The sequence below is a fragment of the Trichocoleus sp. DQ-A2 genome, from assembly GCF_039961915.1.
In the GTDB taxonomy this organism is placed as follows: domain Bacteria; phylum Cyanobacteriota; class Cyanobacteriia; order Cyanobacteriales; family FACHB-T130; genus FACHB-T130.
Genome location: NZ_JAMPKD010000005.1, coordinates 219,335 through 237,510, shown reverse-complemented (window position 1 = coordinate 237,510; position 18,176 = coordinate 219,335). Strand labels below are relative to the sequence as shown.

The following is an 18,176-nucleotide window of genomic DNA, read 5'->3' as shown; positions in this document are numbered from 1 at the left end:
ATGGAAATATGGCTAGAAAAACAGCACTTTGGTTATTATGGGCTGGATTTATCTCCTATGTTTTGCTGCTGGCACCGCCAATTACGCCAGACACACTGAGGCTCATTAAAAATATATTGACGGGTCAGTGGACCCAGGTCAACCCAATTATCCTTTCTATATTTTCCCTGATTGGCATCTGGATACTCATCTATAGCTGTCTTTTGTTCGTCGATGGGAGGATGCAAAAGATTCGTTTCTGGCCTTTTGCTTTGGGTTCAGCGGGAACGGGAGTGATTAGCTTAATACCTTATTTAGCCTTGAGGGAACCGAATCAAGAGTTTTCCGGGCAAAAGGATACCTTGCTCAAAGTTTTTGATTCTCGCTGGACAGGTATTATCCTCAATTTCAGCACGCTTTTATTGCTAGCATTTGCCTTACTGGCGGGTGATTGGGGAGGGTTTATTCAGCAATTCCAAAGCGATCGCTTTGTCAATGGCATGAGTTTGGCTTTTTGCCTGTTCTGTCTGTTGTTTCCGACCGTTCTTGGCGATGATATGGCGCGTCGAGGGTTCAATATTCCCCCAGTTTTTTGGGCAGTATCGCTGGTTCCTCTGCTGGGACCCATTGCCTATCTCTGTATTCGTCCACCTTTACCAGAAGCTGGTGCTGGTTCAGTACCAGAATCTGTTGCTAGCACTATACGAGTCTGAACCGTATCTCTATTTTAGGAGAGAGAACCGCAGAAGTCGCGGAGGACGCGGAGGAAAGAAAGGAGAGCCTGTGGCTTTCTTTTGAATGCAAGTTGGTGTGACTTAAGACGGAGGTAAGTGCTGTTATCGGGCTTTTAAAGTTAAATAATTGATGTATAAAGTTATGGGTCAAGATTATGGGCAGAAAAATTGCCTTGTTCTTGATATGGATTACATTTCTTGTCTATACCGTATGGTTAGCTCCACTTGCTCAACCAGAGACGTTTTCGCTGGTTTGGAAGTTGTTAACATTCCAGTTGGCAGATGTGAATGCAATTCTTGTGGCTATCTTCTGGCTCATGGGCGTTTGGCCTATGATTTATGCTTGTCTAATGTTTGCTGATGGCACAACGCAACCGTTTCGCTCATGGCCTTATTTCATTGGGGCAAATGGAACGGGTGTGATTTGCTTTATCCCCTATTTAATTTTCCGAAAATCAAATCAAGAATTTTCTGGACCGAAGGATAAATTACTAAAAATTCTAGATTCCCGTTGGACAGGAATTTTCCTACTGTTAACAACGATTGGCTTACTTGCCTACGCAATATTTGCTGGAGATTGGGGAGATTATATTCAACAGTTTAAAACCAGGGAATTCGTTCACCTCATCAGTTTGGATTTTTGTCTCATGTGCCTGGTGTTTCCATTAACGTCACTGTTTGACGATGATATGGCTCGTCGGGGCATAAAGGAGGCTCGAATTTTCTGGGCGGTGGCGCTAGTACCTTTATTTGGACCACTTACTTATCTTTGCCTGCGTCCACCTTTGCCAGAATCAAGTGCTGACGTCAGCGTTCAAGCGTCTAATTTGACAGCTTAGCTTGCGAGTTGTTCCAGGAGAAAATGTAGAGACGCGCTGTAGCTTGTCTAGGAGGAGAGAAGCATAATTGCCACTTTTCCGGTATTTTCTTTTATAGCAATTCTCGTTTGGATGCAGTACCGTTTAACCCCACCCCTGCCCCTCCCCTCAAGCAGGAAGAGGTTCAATACTGTCCCCTCACCGAAAAGTGGAGAGAGGGGATTGGGGGTGAGGTTAGGAGTGTGTTGCAACAAAGTGAGAACTGCTATACAGGCAAGTTAAAGGTGCGATAACCGATCGAAATGCCAACGAATCCTTACGCTTGGGTAGAGCAATCCCTCGCCACCATTCACCGCGCAGATTGGTATCGGTCGGTGCAAGCGATCGCTAGTCGTCCGGGTGCGACGGTGTTGCTGGAGGGGCGTGAAGTCATCAATTTTGCCAGTAATGATTACTTGGGACTCGCGGGGGATGAACGCCTCATCCAAGCCGCAGTAGCGGCTACTCAGACATTTGGCACGGGTAGCACGGGTTCTCGGTTACTCAGCGGACATCGGGAACTGCATCGGGAATTGGAAAAAGCGATCGCATCCCTCAAACAAACTGAAGATGCCTTAGTTTTTAGTTCTGGATATCTGGCAAACTTAGGTGCGATCGCTGCTTTAGTCGGAAAACGCGATCTGATTGTGTCTGATGGGTACAATCACTCCAGTCTGAAAAATGGGGCGATTCTTAGCGGTGCAATGGTTATTGAATACCCTCACTGCAATGTTGAGGAGTTAAAAACCCAACTGAATTTACACCGGGAAAAATACCGTCGATGCCTGATTCTCACAGATAGCGTCTTCAGTATGGATGGCGATTTGTGCCCCTTACCGGGACTGTTAGAGCTGGCGGAGGAATTTAGCTGTATGCTGCTCGTTGATGAAGCTCATGCCACAGGGGTACTCGGAGCAACGGGTGCTGGGTGTGTAGAACATTTTCGCTGTAGCAATGTCCCGTTGATTCAAATCGGCACCCTCAGCAAAGCTTTAGGCAGTTTGGGTGGATATGTCGCAGGCAACTCGGCTGTGATTGACTTTTTGCGGAATCGGGCACCTAGTTGGATTTATACCACGGCTCTTTCACCCGCTGATACCGCTGCGGCATTGGAAGCTCTTCGCATCATCCGAAAAGAACCGGAACGCCGCGCTAGTTTGTGGAATAATGTCAATTTTCTCAAACAGCAGATTGCCCAGCAATTAACCTTACAATTGCTGCCTTCTGAATCTCCTATTCTCTGCTTTCCCCTGGACAGTGCAGAAGCAGCGCTAAAAATGGGACATCAACTAAAAACATCCGGCATTTTCGCCCCAGCGATTCGTCCTCCCACGGTGCCTACGAGTCGAATTCGGATCTCGGTAATGGCAACGCATGAAACTGACCATCTTCAACGATTGGTAGAGACTTTAATTGAGAAGTGCTTTTGATTATTTCGTGCCAAGACGCAAAGACGCAAAGTTTTTCTTAACGCCTTTGCGCCTTTGCGCGAAATTGTGGGAAAGTTACTACCGATTGTCAACAATCGTGACGCGATCGCTTACTTGGGTCACGTTATCCTGAGACTTAATCTCATTCACAGCCGTCAGATTCTCCTGAGGTTCGACGATGCGGTTAGTGGAATCGCTTCTCGAAGTTGTAGAAGGCGGTACATCGTAGATAGCCCACTCTTGAATGCCGCGATTGCTCAGAACTGATTCGGCACGTTCGATATCGTCTTCGGTGCCATCTACCATAACCAGATAATCACCGCGAGCCACAAGATTGTTATAAACTTGCGCTCGATCTTCAGGAATTCCTAAACCCAGCAGTGCGCCAATCAAGCCACCTGCGGCTGCGCCGATTCCACTCCCCGCCAGGGTGGTTGCGATCGCAGTTGCGGTAGCACCAGCCAACAAAATCGGGCCAACTCCGGGAATCGCCAATACACCCAAACCGAGTAATAAGCCAGTCAGACCGCCTAAAGCACCCCCTGCGATCGCCCCTGTGGTTGCGCTTTCATCAACGTTATTGTCATCAACGCGATCGCTCATTTCAACGCCAGCGATTTGATCCTGGGGGTCTGCATCTCTGGCAACGACGGAAACTTTACTCATCGGAAAGCCAGAATTACTCAGCTCGTGAAGCGCATCTTCCGTATCCCGACGGCTGACAAAGGCACCAACGGCTCGCTTGTGTCGGCTGAAATCGCTGTCATTGACATTATCTTCTGTAGGAACATAGGTGACGGGAGAGGCGGCACCCAGCGGATTCATTCCTAACGAAGAGGAATAACCCGTCGCCAGGGGATCGAGTCCTAACGGGGAAGGATACGTGCTGCTGATCGGATCGAAGGGGGTTGAGGAAGAAGCGCCATAATTGTCAGGAACCGCCGAAACCCCCGTCACATCGTAGACACCCCAATGCTGAATACCTTGCCGGTTCAAAATCGATTCAGCACGATTAATTTCGTCTTGCGTACCCTCAACAATTACTAAATAATCTCCTTGGGAGACTCGGTGGTTGTAAACTTTGGCTTGTTCTTCAGGAATTCCTAAACCCATCAGTGTGCCGACAATGCCACCTGTCGCAGCGCCAACCGCACCCCCGATTAAAGCATCTCCCAGAATAGAAGCGATCGCACCTCCTGCGATAACCGGACCAAATCCCGGAACTGCCAACGCACTTAAGGCTCCTAGGACGCCAACTAAACCGCCGACCGCACCGCCTGCTAAGGCACCCGCCGCTGCACCCCCACCGGCTTCATTGCCACCTCCGTAAGGGTTGACTTCAACACCAGCTACCTCATCTTGCCGAGTGCTATCCCGTGCCACCACAGAAACTGTGTTCATGGCAAAACCAGAGTCCCTAAGCTCGTTGAGCGCATATTCCGCCTGTTCAGGTGTAGAAAATACGCCGACAGCTCGCTTGTTTTGGTCGAGGGTCATTTTTTTCCTCCTAGAAGTATTCAATAACTTCCGTCAGCACAAATACAGAATCAATTTTTTATTTATGCACTTTGCTTATCTTTCTGTTTTTTTCTACACTTTTCATCAGCCTGGAGATGTAAAATTTTCTCTATCAACAGATGGGTAAAAGATATTCTTCTATCAGCTCCTAATGCATTTTTTGCATCAGTTTTTTTGATGAAAAACTCTTTTTGGTTTTTGCTCATTTTTTTGTATGCCTTTATTCCTTGCCCCTTAGCATGAGTGGAAAGACACTTATACTTTGTCTTATACAGTAAACTTAACCCCGAAGCTGCTTCTGTTTCGGGGAAGGGGAAAGAACTTATCTTTTATGAACTTACTTTTATAAGGAGAGGAGTTGCCAAGAGATTAACGGACATTTATCGGGGAGAACCGACTCCTAGAGCATGAATGGGGAGATTGTGCCCCGATGACCCTGAGAAATTTTTCCGAACAGAGCGCGGGAATTGCCACTGATTCGTTCGGTTATACCACCACCGATAGAGGGCAACTATCGGTACGCTCATAATCAGAAGTAGTTTAAAAGACGCACCGCCAGTTGATTGCCGTTAAAGGGGTGGATCTTTGTGCAAAAGAAGTGGTTACTACCAACCATCAGTGAAATATTAGCCCAGAGCGAACACAGCGAACAAACTGGGGCAAATTCTGTTATGCCTTCTGTAGAGCAGACAGCAGAAAAAGCGCATGGATTGCGCCCTGCCAGCCGGACGGCACGAGAGTACGCCCGTGCCTCGCGGGAGTGGTGTGGAGCGATCGCTGCCTTGGAACAATTGTTGCTGCAAGTTCTAGAACCTGCTAAACCTGATGCGCCACAAACCTTGGGCTTAGTTTTAGCGGGTCCTGTGCCGGTTCTGAGCCACCCAGCGGTAATGACTCGCGTACATACCGGAATTTTTACAGCAGAGCGATTTAATCCTCTGGCATTAATGCCATTTCTGCTGCCTCCCGCAACAACTCAGCAAAAGGAAAACGAACCTCAATCCACTTCCAACTTCCCGTTAATCCCTGCCGATCCCTTAACAAGCGAACAGTTTTGCGTAATTTTCACACCACGGTTTAGTTTGGTGATGGTTGTTGGAGAAGATATTACAGGTGCCCCAGCTTTCCAATATTCTTTTGATCCGCAAGTGGTGGAGCAAGCGTGGCAAACTTTGCGATCGCGCTTGTTGCTGACTAGCCTTCATCAAGTGAGTCAGTTAGAAACTTTAGTCGAACGCTTTGCACCCCAAGCGCCCGATTATCGAACCGTTATGCAATTTAGCCGGTTGCTGTTGAAACATTTGCCCGAAGAAATCAGAGGCGATCGGAAAGACGCCGATTTATCCCGTCTTGGGTGTGGGCAAGAAGCAAAAGGTAAAGAGCTAGAAGATAATTCCCAACTGCCAATTTTGAATCCTAAATTAATTGAAAATTCAAAATTCAAAATTCAAAATTCTAATGATGTGGAATTACTTCAAGCGTTTGCCCACGAAGTACGGACGCCCCTGAGTACCATACGCACCTTAACGCGGCTGTTGCTGAAGCGCCGCAACGAATTAGCACCGGACATCATCAGGCGTTTGGAAGCGATCGATCGCGAGTGTACCGAGCAAATTGACCGCATGGAGTTGTTTTTCCGGGCGGTGGAATTAGAAACAGAAACCGTTAAGCGCTCGCCCGTTCACCTGACTGCGATGTCGGTGGCGCAGGTCTTCCAAAACAGCATTCCTCGCTGGCAAAAACAAGCAAATCGTCGCAACTTAACCCTAGAGGTGGTATTACCGCAAAAGCTCCCCGCTGTTGTCAGTAATCCCGCCATGCTGGATCAGGTACTCACTGGGTTAATTGAAAACTTCACTCGCAGCATCCCCGCAGGCGGTCATATTCAGGTGGAGGTGACACCCGCTGGAGACCAGCTAAAATTGCAACTCCAGTCTCAAAACCAACCTGACGAAAGCGGCAACTCGCTAGCCGCAGACAACAACCCACCAACGTGCAAGTCAATTGGTCAGCTATTGATGTTTCAGCCAGAAACCGGATGTTTGAGCCTCAATCTCAACGTCACCAAAAATCTCTTCCAAGCGTTAGGAGGAAAACTGATTGTACGGCAACGACCTCAGCAAGGTGAGGTCATGACGGTTTTCCTACCGTTAGATGTGGATGGTTCCGGCATTTGGAATGCTTAATTGGTAATCGCGGGATAGCGATCGCTATCCCGCCACCAATGCGAGTCTTAACATCTAGCATCCGCTCTTCGTTACAGCCGCGATCGCTGGACAGTATCTTTGTGTCTGGGCTATGACAGTGTAGCTACTGCCGCACATCTACACCTGTTGAGCCAGCCATGCGACGCCCAAAAATCGGACTGATGCTATTCGCCATGCTTGTTGCCAATGGCGTGACGCCAGTTGCCAATCTTCCAGCACCCTTAACAGCACCCCAAGCGTTGGCTCAAACCCCAAATGCAAGGAAAGCGGAAGCAGAGCGACTGGATGGGCAAGCATTTGACCAGTATCTTGCCAATCAACAGGAAGCGGCATTAGAGTCTTGGCAACAGGCACTCTTGATCTACCAGGAACTCAAAGACCGCCGAGGCGAGGAGTTGGTCCTAGAAAAGATCGACATGGTTTATGAGACTCAAGCAGACCGCCTACGTAAACAAGGAGCTGGGCACTATTTTACCAGTCAATGGGCAGCGGCATTACAGTCTTTGGAACAGTCACTCTTAATCTACCGGAACATCAAAAACCGAAAAGGCGAGGCATTGGCGCTAGGAGGGATAGGACTGGTTCATGACTCTCTAGGTGACTATGCCAAAGCGATTGATTACACTCAGCAGCAGTTGGGGATCGCAAGAGAAATAGAAGACCCACTCAATGAGAGGGCGGCATTGGCCAATCTGGGAGGGATTTACCTTAACTTGGAAAACTACCCTAAGGGGATTGAGTATTCTCAGCAGGTATTGGCGCTCGTCGCAGCAGATGGATTTCCAGATCCACAAGCTGAGGGAAAGGCAGTAGCCAATTTAGGAGCAGCTTACGTTTCCCTAGGAGACTATGCCAAGGCAATTGGCTACCTTCAGCAGCAGTTAGCCAACGCCCGGGAAATAGGAGACCGACGAAGCGAGGGGGCGGCACTGGGCAATCTGGGAGTGGCTTACAGTAACCTTGGGGACTATGCTAAAGCGATTGAATCCTCTCAGCAGCAGTTAGCGATCGCACAGGAAGTTAAAAATCGACGAAGTGAGGGGTCGGCACTAGCCAATCTGGCAACAGCTTATCTTTATTTAGATGACTATACCAAGGCGATTGATTATACTCAGCAGAGTTTGGCGATCGCACGAGAAATCAAAGATCGACGCAATGAAGGAGCTTTACTAGGTAATCTGGGAGTGGCTTACCGTCGCCTTGGAGACTATGCTAAAGCGCTTGAATACTCTCAGCAACAGTTAGCGATCGCGCAGGAAATTCAAAACCGTGAAGGCGAAGGCATAGCTCTGCACAATTTAGGTTTTACTCTCTATAAACAAGGCAATTTCGTAACCGCAGAGCCAATTTTAATGGATGCAATTAAGGTTCTGGAATCTATTCGAGCGGGCTTAGGCAGTAACGATGCGAATAAAGTGTCAATCTTTGAAAGGCAAGTTGGTACGTACCAGACATTACAAAAAGTCCTCATTGCCCAGAGTAAAACTGAGCCAGCACTGGAAATTGCGGAGCGGGGAAGGGCACGAGCCTTTGTGGAATTACTCGCTGATAGGTTGCAGGATGACAGGTTACAGGTTGAAGGTTCAGCTCCACCTTCTAACCTTCAACCTCTTACCATTGAGCAAATTAAACAAATTGCTAAAGCGCAAGCCTCCACTCTTGTTCAATATTCGATTATTTACGACACATTCAAAGTTCAAGGTAAACAAAAAGCTCAAGAATCAGAACTTTATATTTGGGTCATCAAGCCTACAGGTGAAGTAACGTTTCGCACGGCTGACTTGAAACCTCTGTGGCAAAAACAAAATATTTCTCTAGAAGAACTTGTTACTAGCAGCCGTGATTCCATCGGCGTTAGAGGTCGTGGCCTTGCCGTTGCCTCTAAAGTGGATAAAACCAGCACTAATAAACGATTACAGCAACTGCATCAACTGCTGATTCAACCGATTGCTGACCGATTGCCAAAAGACCCCAACGACCGAATTATTTTCATCCCTCAACGTGAACTGTTCCTAGTTCCCTTTCCAGCACTCCAAGATGCCAGTGGCAAATACCTCATCGAACAACACACTATTGTGACAGCACCCGCAATTCAGGTTCTGGAGCTAACCCGCAAGCAACGGCAACGTGTATCGGGAAAGGAAGTGCTAGTGGTAGGCAATCCTACAATGCCTAACGTTGCTCCTAAAATTGGGGAGAAACCGGAGCCGTTATCTCAGCTACCAGGTGCGGAACAGGAAGCAAAAGCGATCGCTTTTCTCCTCAAAACCAAACCGCTCATTGGCAAGCAAGCGACCAAAATAGCGATCGCGCAACAGATGCCCAAAGCGAAGATTATTCATCTAGCGACACATGGTTTGCTGGATGATTTTAAAGGTTTGGGTGTACCGGGTGCGATCGCTCTCGCTCCATCTGAGCAGGATACTGGCTTACTCACCGCTAGCGAAATTCTAGACATGAAACTGAATGCTGAGCTAGTCGTGCTGAGTGCTTGCGACACTGGCAGAGGCAAAATTACCGGCGATGGCGTTATCGGACTATCTCGCAGCTTAATTACTGCGGGTATACCCAGTGTAATTGTGTCCCTCTGGTCGGTTCCAGACGCCCCTACAGCATCCTTAATGACCGAATTTTATCAAAACCTTCAAAAGAATCCCGACAAAGCGCAAGCGATGCGTCAGGCGATGCTGACAACAATGAAGCAACACCCCGATCCGAAAGACTGGGCGGCTTTTACTCTTATTGGAGAAGCACAATAATTAAATTAAAACAGAAAGATAGAAATTCTTCGGTTTTTAATTCCTTCTCCCATTCGCTAAGCTCCGTGTAGCTGTTGCTCTTCATTTCGCTCAATGGCAGGCTTTAGACGACGGGATGTATACATAGAATCGGCATGAGTTGTCTGTCGGATTGGAATCTGAATTACAAACTCAGTTCCCTCACCGGGTGCGGAAATACACTTCAGCTGACCGCCGTGTTTTTCCACAATCTGATAGCAAATTGATAATCCTAAGCCGGTACCTTTACCCACAGGTTTCGTTGTGAAGAAAGGGTCAAACATTTGACGCCGTACCGCTTCCGTCATCCCAATTCCGTTGTCTTCAATCCTGATAGCTACCTGATTTTTACCGACTAATTCGGTGCGTATCCAAATTGTCGGGGGTTGGGAATCGATACTGTCCTCTCCATGAGCCATCCCCCATGATTCCTTAGCAAAGACCTCTTCGAGGGCATCAATGGCATTACTGAGAATATTCATAAATACCTGGTTAATCTGCCCCCCCAAACACTCCACAGCAGGGAGATTGCCATATTCTTTAATAATTTTAATCCCAGAGCGTCCCGCTTTTGCTTCTAGTTGATTTTGTAATATCAGAAGAGTACTATTTATCCCGTCGTGTATATTCACAAATTTCTGTTGCGCTTCATCCAATCGGGAGAAATTTCGTAGGGACAGTACCAAGTCCCGGATACGGTTGGCTCCCACCTTCATCGAGCCTAAAAGTTTCGGGAGGTCTGTCTTCAAAAACTCCAGGTCAATTGCCTCAATTTCTGTTTGAATTTCCGCTTCTGGTTGAGGATGATGTTTGATATAAAGTTGCAGCAGATTCAGCAAATCCTGGACATATTGACCGGCATAGCTGAGATTGCCGTAAATAAAATTAATCGGATTGTTAATTTCGTGGGCAATACCAGCTACCAGTTGCCCCAAACTGGACATTTTTTCTGTTTGAATCAGCTGGGCTTGGGTTTTTTGCAGTTGGTGTAAAGTTTGTTCCAGATGTTCGGCTTGTTGTTGTAGAGACGCGATTAATCCTGTCTTTTGCGCCTCTGATTTCCGCAAAGCCGCCTCTACTGCGACACGCTCAATAATGTCCTTTTTGAGAAGCACATTCGCTTGAGCTAATTCGGCAGTTTGCTCCTCTACTTGTCTTTTTAAGTTATCGTGCGCTTGTCGCAATGCCTTTTCAGCTCGTTTGCGCTCAGCAATTTCACAACGCAATCGCTCGTTGCTATTTTCTAATGCTTTGGTACGCTCTTCTACTGCCTGCTGCAATACCTCAATGACATTGTACATATCCGCCGGATTCAGCACTTGTAGCAGGCTGGTTTGGGAGACAATGCCGAGTAATTCGCCCTGATTGCTAGCAACTACCAGACGTCGCACGCGCCGCCGCTGCATTTCTTGATGGGCAACCCATAGGGAATTTGAGGGTTGCAGACAAAATAAGGGTGTACTCATTACGTCTTTTGCCTGCAATTTCGACAAGTCTAATTCCATCGCCTGAAACTGCACCACATCTCGCTCTGTGACAATGCCTACGGGCATTGGGAATTGAGAATTAAGCGTCTTTATTGGCTTGTTCTCAATTTGGTTTTCCCTCTGTTCTGTAATGACGACACAGCTGACTAGCTGACTAGCCATGATTTGGGCTAAATCGAGAACAGAAGCCGTCATAGGCGCATGAACGACTTGGGATGTCATCACATCCGCGACGTATCGCAATCGCGTTAGAAGATTAACGGGTTGCAACGCTTTGCGAATACTATCGTGCGTGACAATTCCGACTACCCCTGCATTATCGTCAATGATTGGCAAATGGCGAATTCGGTGCTGACGAAACAAGGAAAGAGCCGTGAAAACATCGTGAGCTTCTGATTGTCTGAGGGTAATGGCTGGTTGCGTGACGACATCGGCAATTTTGACGTTAATTAGGGAAGCTCTGGCGGCAGTCAGTCTAACAATATCGCGCTCTGTAAAGACTCCCACAAGCTGCGATCCTTGCATGACTAAGACACAATGACCTGCGGCATCGGCAGTGTCAAAATCGGTCTCCTCTTGTGACAACCAACAGGATGCAGGGTGCGGCAAGGCGGCGTTCATTCCCTCGCTCGCCTCCCAGCTTGGGTCTTCTGACGCTGCACTGGTGTCTGCTTGTGTCCCTCTGGCTTGGGTTCCTCTGGGCAACTCACAACTACTCCGTAACTGGCTCATGAGCGCCAATACATCAAGGAGAGGTGTGTCAGGCGCTACAGTCAGAGGCTGACGGTCAATAGCAGGGTCTAGAGATAGGCAAGGAAGCGGCAGGGCGTTGGGCTGCATTGTGAACCCATCCAGTAATTTCCACAGGGGTACTGTTGGCAATTGTAAACTGTGATACACCCAAACTTCTGCTAATTCTTAGTTATGTGCAATAAATCATTACTTGATTGCAATAAATATTTATGTTTTATGAAAGAAAATAAATCCCTAGATAGAGGGCTAATTCATAAATTGTCTATATAAAATCAGTACAAGTATCCTAAGAGCAAATATTTCCCTTTCTAGAAGAGAGTCCAATGAGTCCAATGGTTCTTAGCTCTTCAAAAATGAGGAATCGAGGGTTATTTTTCTTATCAAAAAAGAATAATAAAAAGGCTCCAGCAACGACTCAAAATTAGGATAACGAGCAAGAACAAATACATTAAACCCAAATTCGTGCTGGTATATTGCACCTAAAAGAATTTACAAATAAGCTTAATGATTAGGGTATAGGCTAATTGCTAATTGGGCAAAAAAGGGCTTTGATTAGCGACTAGCCATTCGTTATTCAGGCTTAAACAGCACCAGTATTTTATCAAAAATCGCATCACCAGCGCGGGTTTGCAGGATGGAATATGCTAATTCAATGAACGCAAAATCAGGGCGATTGTCTGTTTTAATCAGTTTGCTAGCAGGATAAAAAGTAATGTCGTTGACAATACCTTCATTCGTTATCCCTGTTTGCCAACCTGCTCGATTCCACGACAGCGATTTCCCACGTAAAGTCAACTGAAACCACTCGATATCATCTTTTCGCAGGTCAATAAACAGATCGAAATAAGGTTCTCCACCCTGATACCATACTCTTTCGACGCCATCTCCCTTGGCTGAGGTCAATAGCTTCTGATTGATCCGTCGCAACGAAGCGCCCAGTCCTGCAATCTCATCCCGATCCATAGCCATATCCATTTTTCGCATAGCAGCAAGGTTAATTACGTCACAATCAATCTGGGCGTAGGTTGACAGTTCGTTAAATAAGTAAGGCACGGATTCTCTCTTTAGAACATATTGGTGGATACGAGACTTCTGAGGGTGACTCCGGATTTGAGAATAAGGTTAGAGGCTGCAAGCCAGGGATTAACACTAAAAAAGGAAGAACGACTTGTTGTAGGTGTAGGTTTATCCATCTAGTTGGCTATTTACAAATATTTGGCTTCAACCCGTCCTTATGCAACTAACAAACTTCATCGTTTTATTTGTCCTGCCTGAACAGAGAGAATTTGAGATGAATTCAACCACTGGGCATCAAAGGAACCTAAGTGAGTAGTGGTAATCAGGGTCTGAAAGCGGTCTTGGATGGCATCTAACAGTTGATTTTGGCGGTTTGGGTCTAACTCGGCTAGAACATCATCAAGTAGCAACAGCGGCGGTTCTCCAACGACTTCTTCAATAAGCTTTAGCTCTGCCAGTTTCAGTGCCAAGACTAGGGTTCGCTGCTGACCTTGGGAGCCATAGATTCTTGCCGGTGTTTGGTTGATGGTAAACTCAACTTCGTCCCGGTGAGGACCGACGAGGGTTGTGCCTTGGTGATGCTCGACGACCCGACGCTGTTGAATTTTCTCTAAAAAAGCTTGCTGTACCGCTTCGGGTTCTTCCTTCTCCAGGGTGACATTGGGGGCATATTTTAATTCCAGCACTTCAGCTCTACCGCTAATGCTAGCGTGCCAAGCCTGAGCGAGAGGTGCCAGCCGTGTCAGGACTCTGGCTCGACGACGGGTAACGCGAGAACCCGCGATCGCTAATTGGACATCCCACAACGCCAATTCAGAGTCCCGATTCAAGTCTCCAGACTTGGTGGAAATTTCCTCTTGCCTGTTACTAGAAGAAGGTTGGGCTTTTCTCGCTTCTTGTCTTAATAAGGCGTTGCGCTGCCGTAATACTTGGTTATATTGCTGCAAAATGTGGGCGTAGACGGGTTCCAACTGGGTGAGGATGGAATCTAGCCAGTTGCGGCGTTGTTCGGGGGCACCTCGCACTAGATCTAAATCTAAACTGGAGAATTCTACAGCGTTGAGGACGCCGAGAAAATCCATTTGGCGTCGCAAAGCTTCTTGGTTAATGGCTGCGGTACGACGCCCTTGAGTGCGGAGGGTTAAAGCCAGATCCACTAAGCCGTTAGCGCGTTCCAGCGTGGCTGTAATTTTACCGTCCGCCGCGCCTTCGCGGATCAGGTCGCGATCGCGTCCGGCTCGATGGCTTTTGAGGGTTGATAGTAACTCGACTGCTTCCAAAAGATTGGATTTTCCTTGGGCATTATTCCCCACCAAAATCGTCTTAGGAGCCTCGAAATCAACTCCACAATCCAAGTAGTTGCGAAACTGGCGCAGGTGGAGGGTTTTGAGATACATAGCTAATGGATCATTAGTAATGGAATGGGTAATGGGGCATGGGTGATTATTTTCAGCCTAGATTCTTCCAATAACCAGTCCCTAATTCCCCATTACTTATTACCCATTACCGTCTGCCTTTGTAAAAAAAACGGATAAACAGTTTTTCCATCTCAACCCAAACGAACATTAAGGCACTGAAGCCGATACAAATACCGAGTTCAGTAAGAGTCAGGTAGTGAGTTCCAAAGAAAGAACGCAGAGGGGGTACGTAGACGAGCATTAGCTGCAACGCCGTGGTAACAACCACCGCTCCCCACAAATACAGGTTGGTAAAGGGATTCATCTCGATCGTCAGTTGGCTGTTAGAACGAACCGCCAAAGCGTGTCCCATCTGAGCGAGACACAAGGTTGTAAAGACCATCGTCTTCCAAACATCTGGATTTCCCGGATAGCCGGGTGCATGAGTATAGTTGTAAGCCCATGCCATCAAAGCAATACTGATAATCGCAAAGACAATCCCAATCCGAACCATGTAAGAACCCAGCCCTTGGGCAAAAATACTTTCGCGGGGATTCATGGGAGGACGGCGCATCACGTCGGGTTCTGCGGGTTCTACGGCAAGGGCGAGAGCGGGTAAACCATCCGTAACCAGGTTCATCCAGAGAATCTGCAACGGCGAGAGCGGAACGCCCCCCAAGCCAAGCAGAGGTGCAGCGGCAATGGTCAACACTTCGCCGATGTTGCTGCCCAAAATGTATTTAATAAAGCGGCGAATATTACTGTAAACAGTCCGCCCTTCTTCTGTAGCGGCGACGATGGTGGCGAAGTTATCGTCCAGTAGCACCATATCGCTGGCTTCTTTGCTGACATCGGTGCCGGTAATGCCCATTGCGATGCCGATGTCGGCTTGTTTGAGTGCTGGGGCATCGTTGACGCCATCGCCGGTCATGGCGACAAATCTACCGCGACGCTGGAGGGCTTGAACAATGCGGAGTTTGTGTTCGGGGGCAACACGGGCGTAGATGCTAACTTCGTCAACGACTTGATCTAGCTCCTCTGGACTAAACTTTTGCAGTTGTTGACCTGTGAGGACGCGATCGCCTTCTTGGGCAATCCCTAAATCTTGGGCGATCGCTTGTGCTGTTAGCTGGTGGTCGCCAGTAATCATCATGGCTCGAATTCCAGCGGCTTTGCATTTAGCGACTGCATCCCGCACTTCCGGACGCGGAGCATCCTGCATTCCGACTAAACCCAGCCAAACTAATTCTTGCTCGTTTGTTTCCTCCGATCCTTCGGGCGGAACGCTCTCTAAAGGCTTGTAAGCAAATCCCAGTACCCGCAAGCCCTTACTTGCCATCTGGTTATTTTGCTCCAGAATTTGAGTTCGTTGCTCATCGCGCAGAACTTCGCTCTGGTCGCCTACCTGAATTTGGGTACAACGCTCCAAAATTAACTCTGGAGAACCCTTCGTAAACATCAGGTGGCTGCTAGAAAAAGGCGTGTTTTGAATCCAAGCGCCCGCTTCGCAGATCGCGCTCATCCGCTTGCGTTCGGAGGAAAAAGGAAACTCGGCAACGCGGCGCATTTGGCGGCTTAGCGGTTCCTTATCAATTCCTCCCTTCCCAGCCAGGACAATTAATGCCCCTTCTGTGGGGTCGCCGAGAATTGCCCACTCATTCTTGTCGTGCTGTAACATTGCGTCATTACAAAGCACGCAGCCAAGCATGAGGATTTGCAGATCCCGATACTGCTCTGCGGCTACCTGCCGCTCGTCGAGATAAAATTCTCCGGTAGGGATGTAACCTTCGCCGGTAACGCGGAAGGTATGGTTTGCCGTGTCTACCCGCTGCACCACCATTTTATTTTGGGTGAGGGTGCCGGTTTTATCCGAGCAGATAGTTGTGACAGAACCGAGGGTTTCTACCGCTGGGAGTTTGCGAATCAGTGCGTGGCGGCGTACCATCCGCTGGGTTCCCAGTGCCAACGTCACTGTAATGACTGCTGGCAAGCCTTCTGGCACTACCGCCACTGCCATCGATAGAGAAACTTCCACAAGGTCTTGCAAGACATTCCAGTTCCAACGCCCCTGGCTGAAGAAATTATGCAGCATTCCGCCGACGATGACGATGGCAACTAAGATCAAAGAACCCGTCACCAGCACGTTGCCCAGCTGGGTCATTCGCTGTTGCAACGGGGTGTCTTCAGCTTCGACGGATTGCAGCATATCGGCAATTTTGCCGAGTTCCGTCTTCATACCAGTGCCGGTGACGATGACCTTGCCGCGCCCTTGGACGACTTCAGTGCCTTGAAAGACTAAGTTAATGCGATCGCCCAATGCGGTTTCTTCACTCAGATGCACCGCTGCCTGCTTACTTGATGGATGAGCTTCGCCGGTTAGTGCCGATTCCCGCACTTGCAGATTTGACTCTTCAATTAGACGCCCGTCGGCGGAAACCTGCACCCCTGCTTCGAGGAGCATGATGTCTCCTGGAACAAGATCCTTGCCGTCCACCTCTAATTGTCTGCCATCGCGGATCGTTCGCACTTTCGGAGAGGAAAGCTTCTTGAGGGCGGCAAGTGCTTTTTCGGCGCGGCTTTCCTGGAGATAGCCCAAGACGCCGTTAAGGATGACAATCAGTAAAATTGCAATTGTGTCCTTGAAGGGAATTTCACCAGGGGCTAATCTGCCAGCGCGTAAATCCACCAGGTCTAGAATCCCGGAAATCAGTGCTACTAGAATCAGCATCAACAACATGATGTTCTTGAACTGATCGAGCAAGATTTCCCAGGTACTTCGACCCGCAGTTTCTTGCAGTTCGTTGGGGCCGTATTGCTGCAACCGCTGTTTGGCTTCCTGGGTCGTCAGACCAACTTCTGGGTCGCTTGCTAGCTGCTCCAGTGTCTTGTCCACTGGTAGAGTATGCCAGACGCTTGCTAGATCGGGTTTTGAATGTGAAGGAGATGGGGTCACGGGAAATGCTTTAACACCTACTAGCACTTAATCATAGGGCTTAAATCCGGTGACTGGGAGGTATTTTAAGGAGTGCGTAGGGGTGATTGTGGAACTAAAACCGATATTGCTTTAGGAATTAGGCGAAATTTGGCAGGGGTGTAAGTGGTGATTTCACCATCAGTATTAATCGGGAGAGGTTTTAGCGTGGATACCTCAATTTCCCGCCCTTGAAGACTTCGCACCTCAGGCCATTCTGCTTGTTTTCCTTTTAGCATGGAAGGTAGCAATCGGACGATCTGCCATGCATTTTGAACTTCCAAGCTGTACAGATCCAAGCGCTGGTCGTCAATGGTAGCATCGTCAGCAACGGTCATGCCACCGCCGTAATATCGTCCGTTGCCTACGGCAATCTGAACGGTTCTCACCTGAATAGATTCGCCATTGAGACGAATTTTTGCTAGAAAAGGACGCGATCGCCCAACTACCTGGATGGCGGTGACTGCATAGGCGAAGACTCCCCAGCGTTGCTTAGTTTCTTTGGTTAGCTGCTGAGTAATTTGCACGCTCAATCCGAGACTAGCAACATTGAAGAAGTGCTTTCCATTCACCCAACCTAAGTCAATTCGCTGTTTTTGACCTGTTGCAATTACCTCGCAAGCTTCGGGGAGGGAGACAGGAATTGAAAGGGTTCGTGCCAGGTCGTTGGCTGTTCCTAAAGGCAAGATGCCCAACGGGAGTTGCGTGTCAATCAGACCCTCGGCAGCGGCATTTAGGGTGCCATCTCCGCCACCAATGATAACGAGATCGACGCGATCGCGGTAGCGACGGATAATTTCTGGTATCTGCTGGGGCTTTTGTGTGGACTCTTCTTGCAGGTCAAATCCTAACTCCTGCAATTTGGCAACCGCCTCTGATAGACCTTCTTTTCCTCGGCGTGCGTGGCGATTTAGCAGCAACAATGCTCGCCGGTTCATGCTGAGCCTCTTCCATTAATTGTCAATTATTTTGACAAACCTTTGATAAAAAGAAATCTACCTGGGGAGGCAAGAGGAATTGAAGCTTGAAGGAGAATCTTGAGCTGACCC

The 18,176-nt window shown here is 48.2% G+C and carries 13 protein-coding genes; 5 read left to right on the top strand and 8 right to left on the bottom strand.

Annotated features, from left to right (window positions below; translation table 11 throughout):
* Nucleotides 1-8 precede the first annotated feature (8 nt).
* The 3 genes from NC997_RS06645 (at nucleotide 9) to bioF (ending at nucleotide 3,000) form a co-directional block, all read left to right on the top strand.
* On the top strand, nucleotides 9-692 hold the full coding sequence (locus tag NC997_RS06645) for a hypothetical protein (protein WP_190525347.1): 684 nt from the start codon (nucleotides 9-11) through the stop codon (nucleotides 690-692).
* 176 nt (nucleotides 693-868) lie between these two features.
* Nucleotides 869-1,552: a DUF2834 domain-containing protein gene (locus NC997_RS06640; protein WP_190525346.1), complete on the top strand. Its 684-nt coding sequence runs from the start codon at nucleotides 869-871 to the stop codon at nucleotides 1,550-1,552.
* A gap of 281 nt (nucleotides 1,553-1,833) precedes the next feature.
* On the top strand, nucleotides 1,834-3,000 hold the full coding sequence (gene bioF, locus NC997_RS06635) for an 8-amino-7-oxononanoate synthase (protein ID WP_190525345.1): 1,167 nt from the start codon (nucleotides 1,834-1,836) through the stop codon (nucleotides 2,998-3,000).
* Nucleotides 3,001-3,078: 78 nt separating this feature from the next.
* Here bioF and NC997_RS06630 read toward each other — a convergent pair whose 3' ends face one another.
* The 3 genes from NC997_RS06630 to NC997_RS06620 all read right to left on the bottom strand — a co-directional run bounded on the left by NC997_RS06630 (nucleotide 3,079) and on the right by NC997_RS06620 (nucleotide 5,045).
* Nucleotides 3,079-4,497, bottom strand: coding sequence for a general stress protein (locus NC997_RS06630; RefSeq protein WP_190525344.1), 1,419 nt, complete (start codon nucleotides 4,495-4,497; stop codon nucleotides 3,079-3,081).
* Between the two features lie 62 nt (nucleotides 4,498-4,559).
* The gene (locus NC997_RS06625; RefSeq protein WP_190525343.1) at nucleotides 4,560-4,724 is read right to left on the bottom strand and encodes a hypothetical protein; all 165 of its coding nucleotides are present in this window, start codon (nucleotides 4,722-4,724) and stop codon (nucleotides 4,560-4,562) included.
* A 174-nt stretch (nucleotides 4,725-4,898) separates the two neighbouring features.
* Nucleotides 4,899-5,045 carry a hypothetical protein gene (locus NC997_RS06620; protein ID WP_348257771.1) on the bottom strand — a complete coding sequence of 49 codons (147 nt, stop codon included), beginning with the start codon at nucleotides 5,043-5,045 and terminating at the stop codon, nucleotides 4,899-4,901.
* 60 nt (nucleotides 5,046-5,105) lie between these two features.
* Between NC997_RS06620 and NC997_RS06615 the strand changes: the two genes are divergently transcribed.
* Together NC997_RS06615 and NC997_RS06610 are read left to right on the top strand one after the other, a co-directional pair.
* Nucleotides 5,106-6,704, top strand: coding sequence for a HAMP domain-containing sensor histidine kinase (locus tag NC997_RS06615; RefSeq protein WP_190525342.1), 1,599 nt, complete (start codon nucleotides 5,106-5,108; stop codon nucleotides 6,702-6,704).
* A 158-nt stretch (nucleotides 6,705-6,862) separates the two neighbouring features.
* Nucleotides 6,863-9,484 carry a CHAT domain-containing protein gene (locus NC997_RS06610; protein ID WP_190525341.1) on the top strand — a complete coding sequence of 874 codons (2,622 nt, stop codon included), beginning with the start codon at nucleotides 6,863-6,865 and terminating at the stop codon, nucleotides 9,482-9,484.
* A 56-nt stretch (nucleotides 9,485-9,540) separates the two neighbouring features.
* On the opposite strand, the gene NC997_RS06605 is transcribed toward NC997_RS06610, so the two are convergent.
* From NC997_RS06605 to NC997_RS06585, 5 genes are all read right to left on the bottom strand, one after another.
* A complete protein-coding gene (locus NC997_RS06605) occupies nucleotides 9,541-11,829 on the bottom strand; it encodes a CBS domain-containing protein (RefSeq protein WP_190525402.1) in 2,289 nt (762 codons plus the stop codon).
* Nucleotides 11,830-12,312: 483 nt separating this feature from the next.
* The gene (locus NC997_RS06600; RefSeq protein WP_347276054.1) at nucleotides 12,313-12,795 is read right to left on the bottom strand and encodes a hypothetical protein; all 483 of its coding nucleotides are present in this window, start codon (nucleotides 12,793-12,795) and stop codon (nucleotides 12,313-12,315) included.
* A gap of 197 nt (nucleotides 12,796-12,992) precedes the next feature.
* Nucleotides 12,993-14,156, bottom strand: a complete 1,164-nt coding sequence (recF, locus tag NC997_RS06595; protein WP_190525340.1) for a DNA replication/repair protein RecF — start codon at nucleotides 14,154-14,156, stop codon at nucleotides 12,993-12,995.
* 106 nt (nucleotides 14,157-14,262) lie between these two features.
* A complete protein-coding gene (locus NC997_RS06590; protein ID WP_190525339.1) occupies nucleotides 14,263-17,109 on the bottom strand; it encodes an HAD-IC family P-type ATPase in 2,847 nt (948 codons plus the stop codon).
* A 65-nt stretch (nucleotides 17,110-17,174) separates the two neighbouring features.
* Entirely contained in the window at nucleotides 17,175-18,065 is an 891-nt protein-coding gene (locus NC997_RS06585) for a lipid kinase (RefSeq protein ID WP_190525338.1), read from the bottom strand.
* Nucleotides 18,066-18,176: the final 111 nt, after the last annotated feature.

Excerpts from the sequence above, each read along its gene's own strand:
- NC997_RS06645 (WP_190525347.1), top strand. The coding sequence starts at position 9 with ATGGCTAGAAAAACAGCACTTTGGTTATTATGGGCTGGATTTATCTCC.
- NC997_RS06640 (WP_190525346.1), top strand. The coding sequence starts at position 869 with ATGGGCAGAAAAATTGCCTTGTTCTTGATATGGATTACATTTCTTGTC.
- bioF (WP_190525345.1), top strand. The coding sequence starts at position 1,834 with ATGCCAACGAATCCTTACGCTTGGGTAGAGCAATCCCTCGCCACCATT.
- NC997_RS06630 (WP_190525344.1), bottom strand. The coding sequence starts at position 4,497 with ATGACCCTCGACCAAAACAAGCGAGCTGTCGGCGTATTTTCTACACCT.
- NC997_RS06625 (WP_190525343.1), bottom strand. The coding sequence starts at position 4,724 with ATGAGCAAAAACCAAAAAGAGTTTTTCATCAAAAAAACTGATGCAAAA.
- NC997_RS06620 (WP_348257771.1), bottom strand. The coding sequence starts at position 5,045 with ATGAGCGTACCGATAGTTGCCCTCTATCGGTGGTGGTATAACCGAACG.
- NC997_RS06610 (WP_190525341.1), top strand. The coding sequence starts at position 6,863 with ATGCGACGCCCAAAAATCGGACTGATGCTATTCGCCATGCTTGTTGCC.
- NC997_RS06605 (WP_190525402.1), bottom strand. The coding sequence starts at position 11,829 with ATGCAGCCCAACGCCCTGCCGCTTCCTTGCCTATCTCTAGACCCTGCT.
- recF (WP_190525340.1), bottom strand. The coding sequence starts at position 14,156 with ATGTATCTCAAAACCCTCCACCTGCGCCAGTTTCGCAACTACTTGGAT.
- NC997_RS06585 (WP_190525338.1), bottom strand. The coding sequence starts at position 18,065 with ATGAACCGGCGAGCATTGTTGCTGCTAAATCGCCACGCACGCCGAGGA.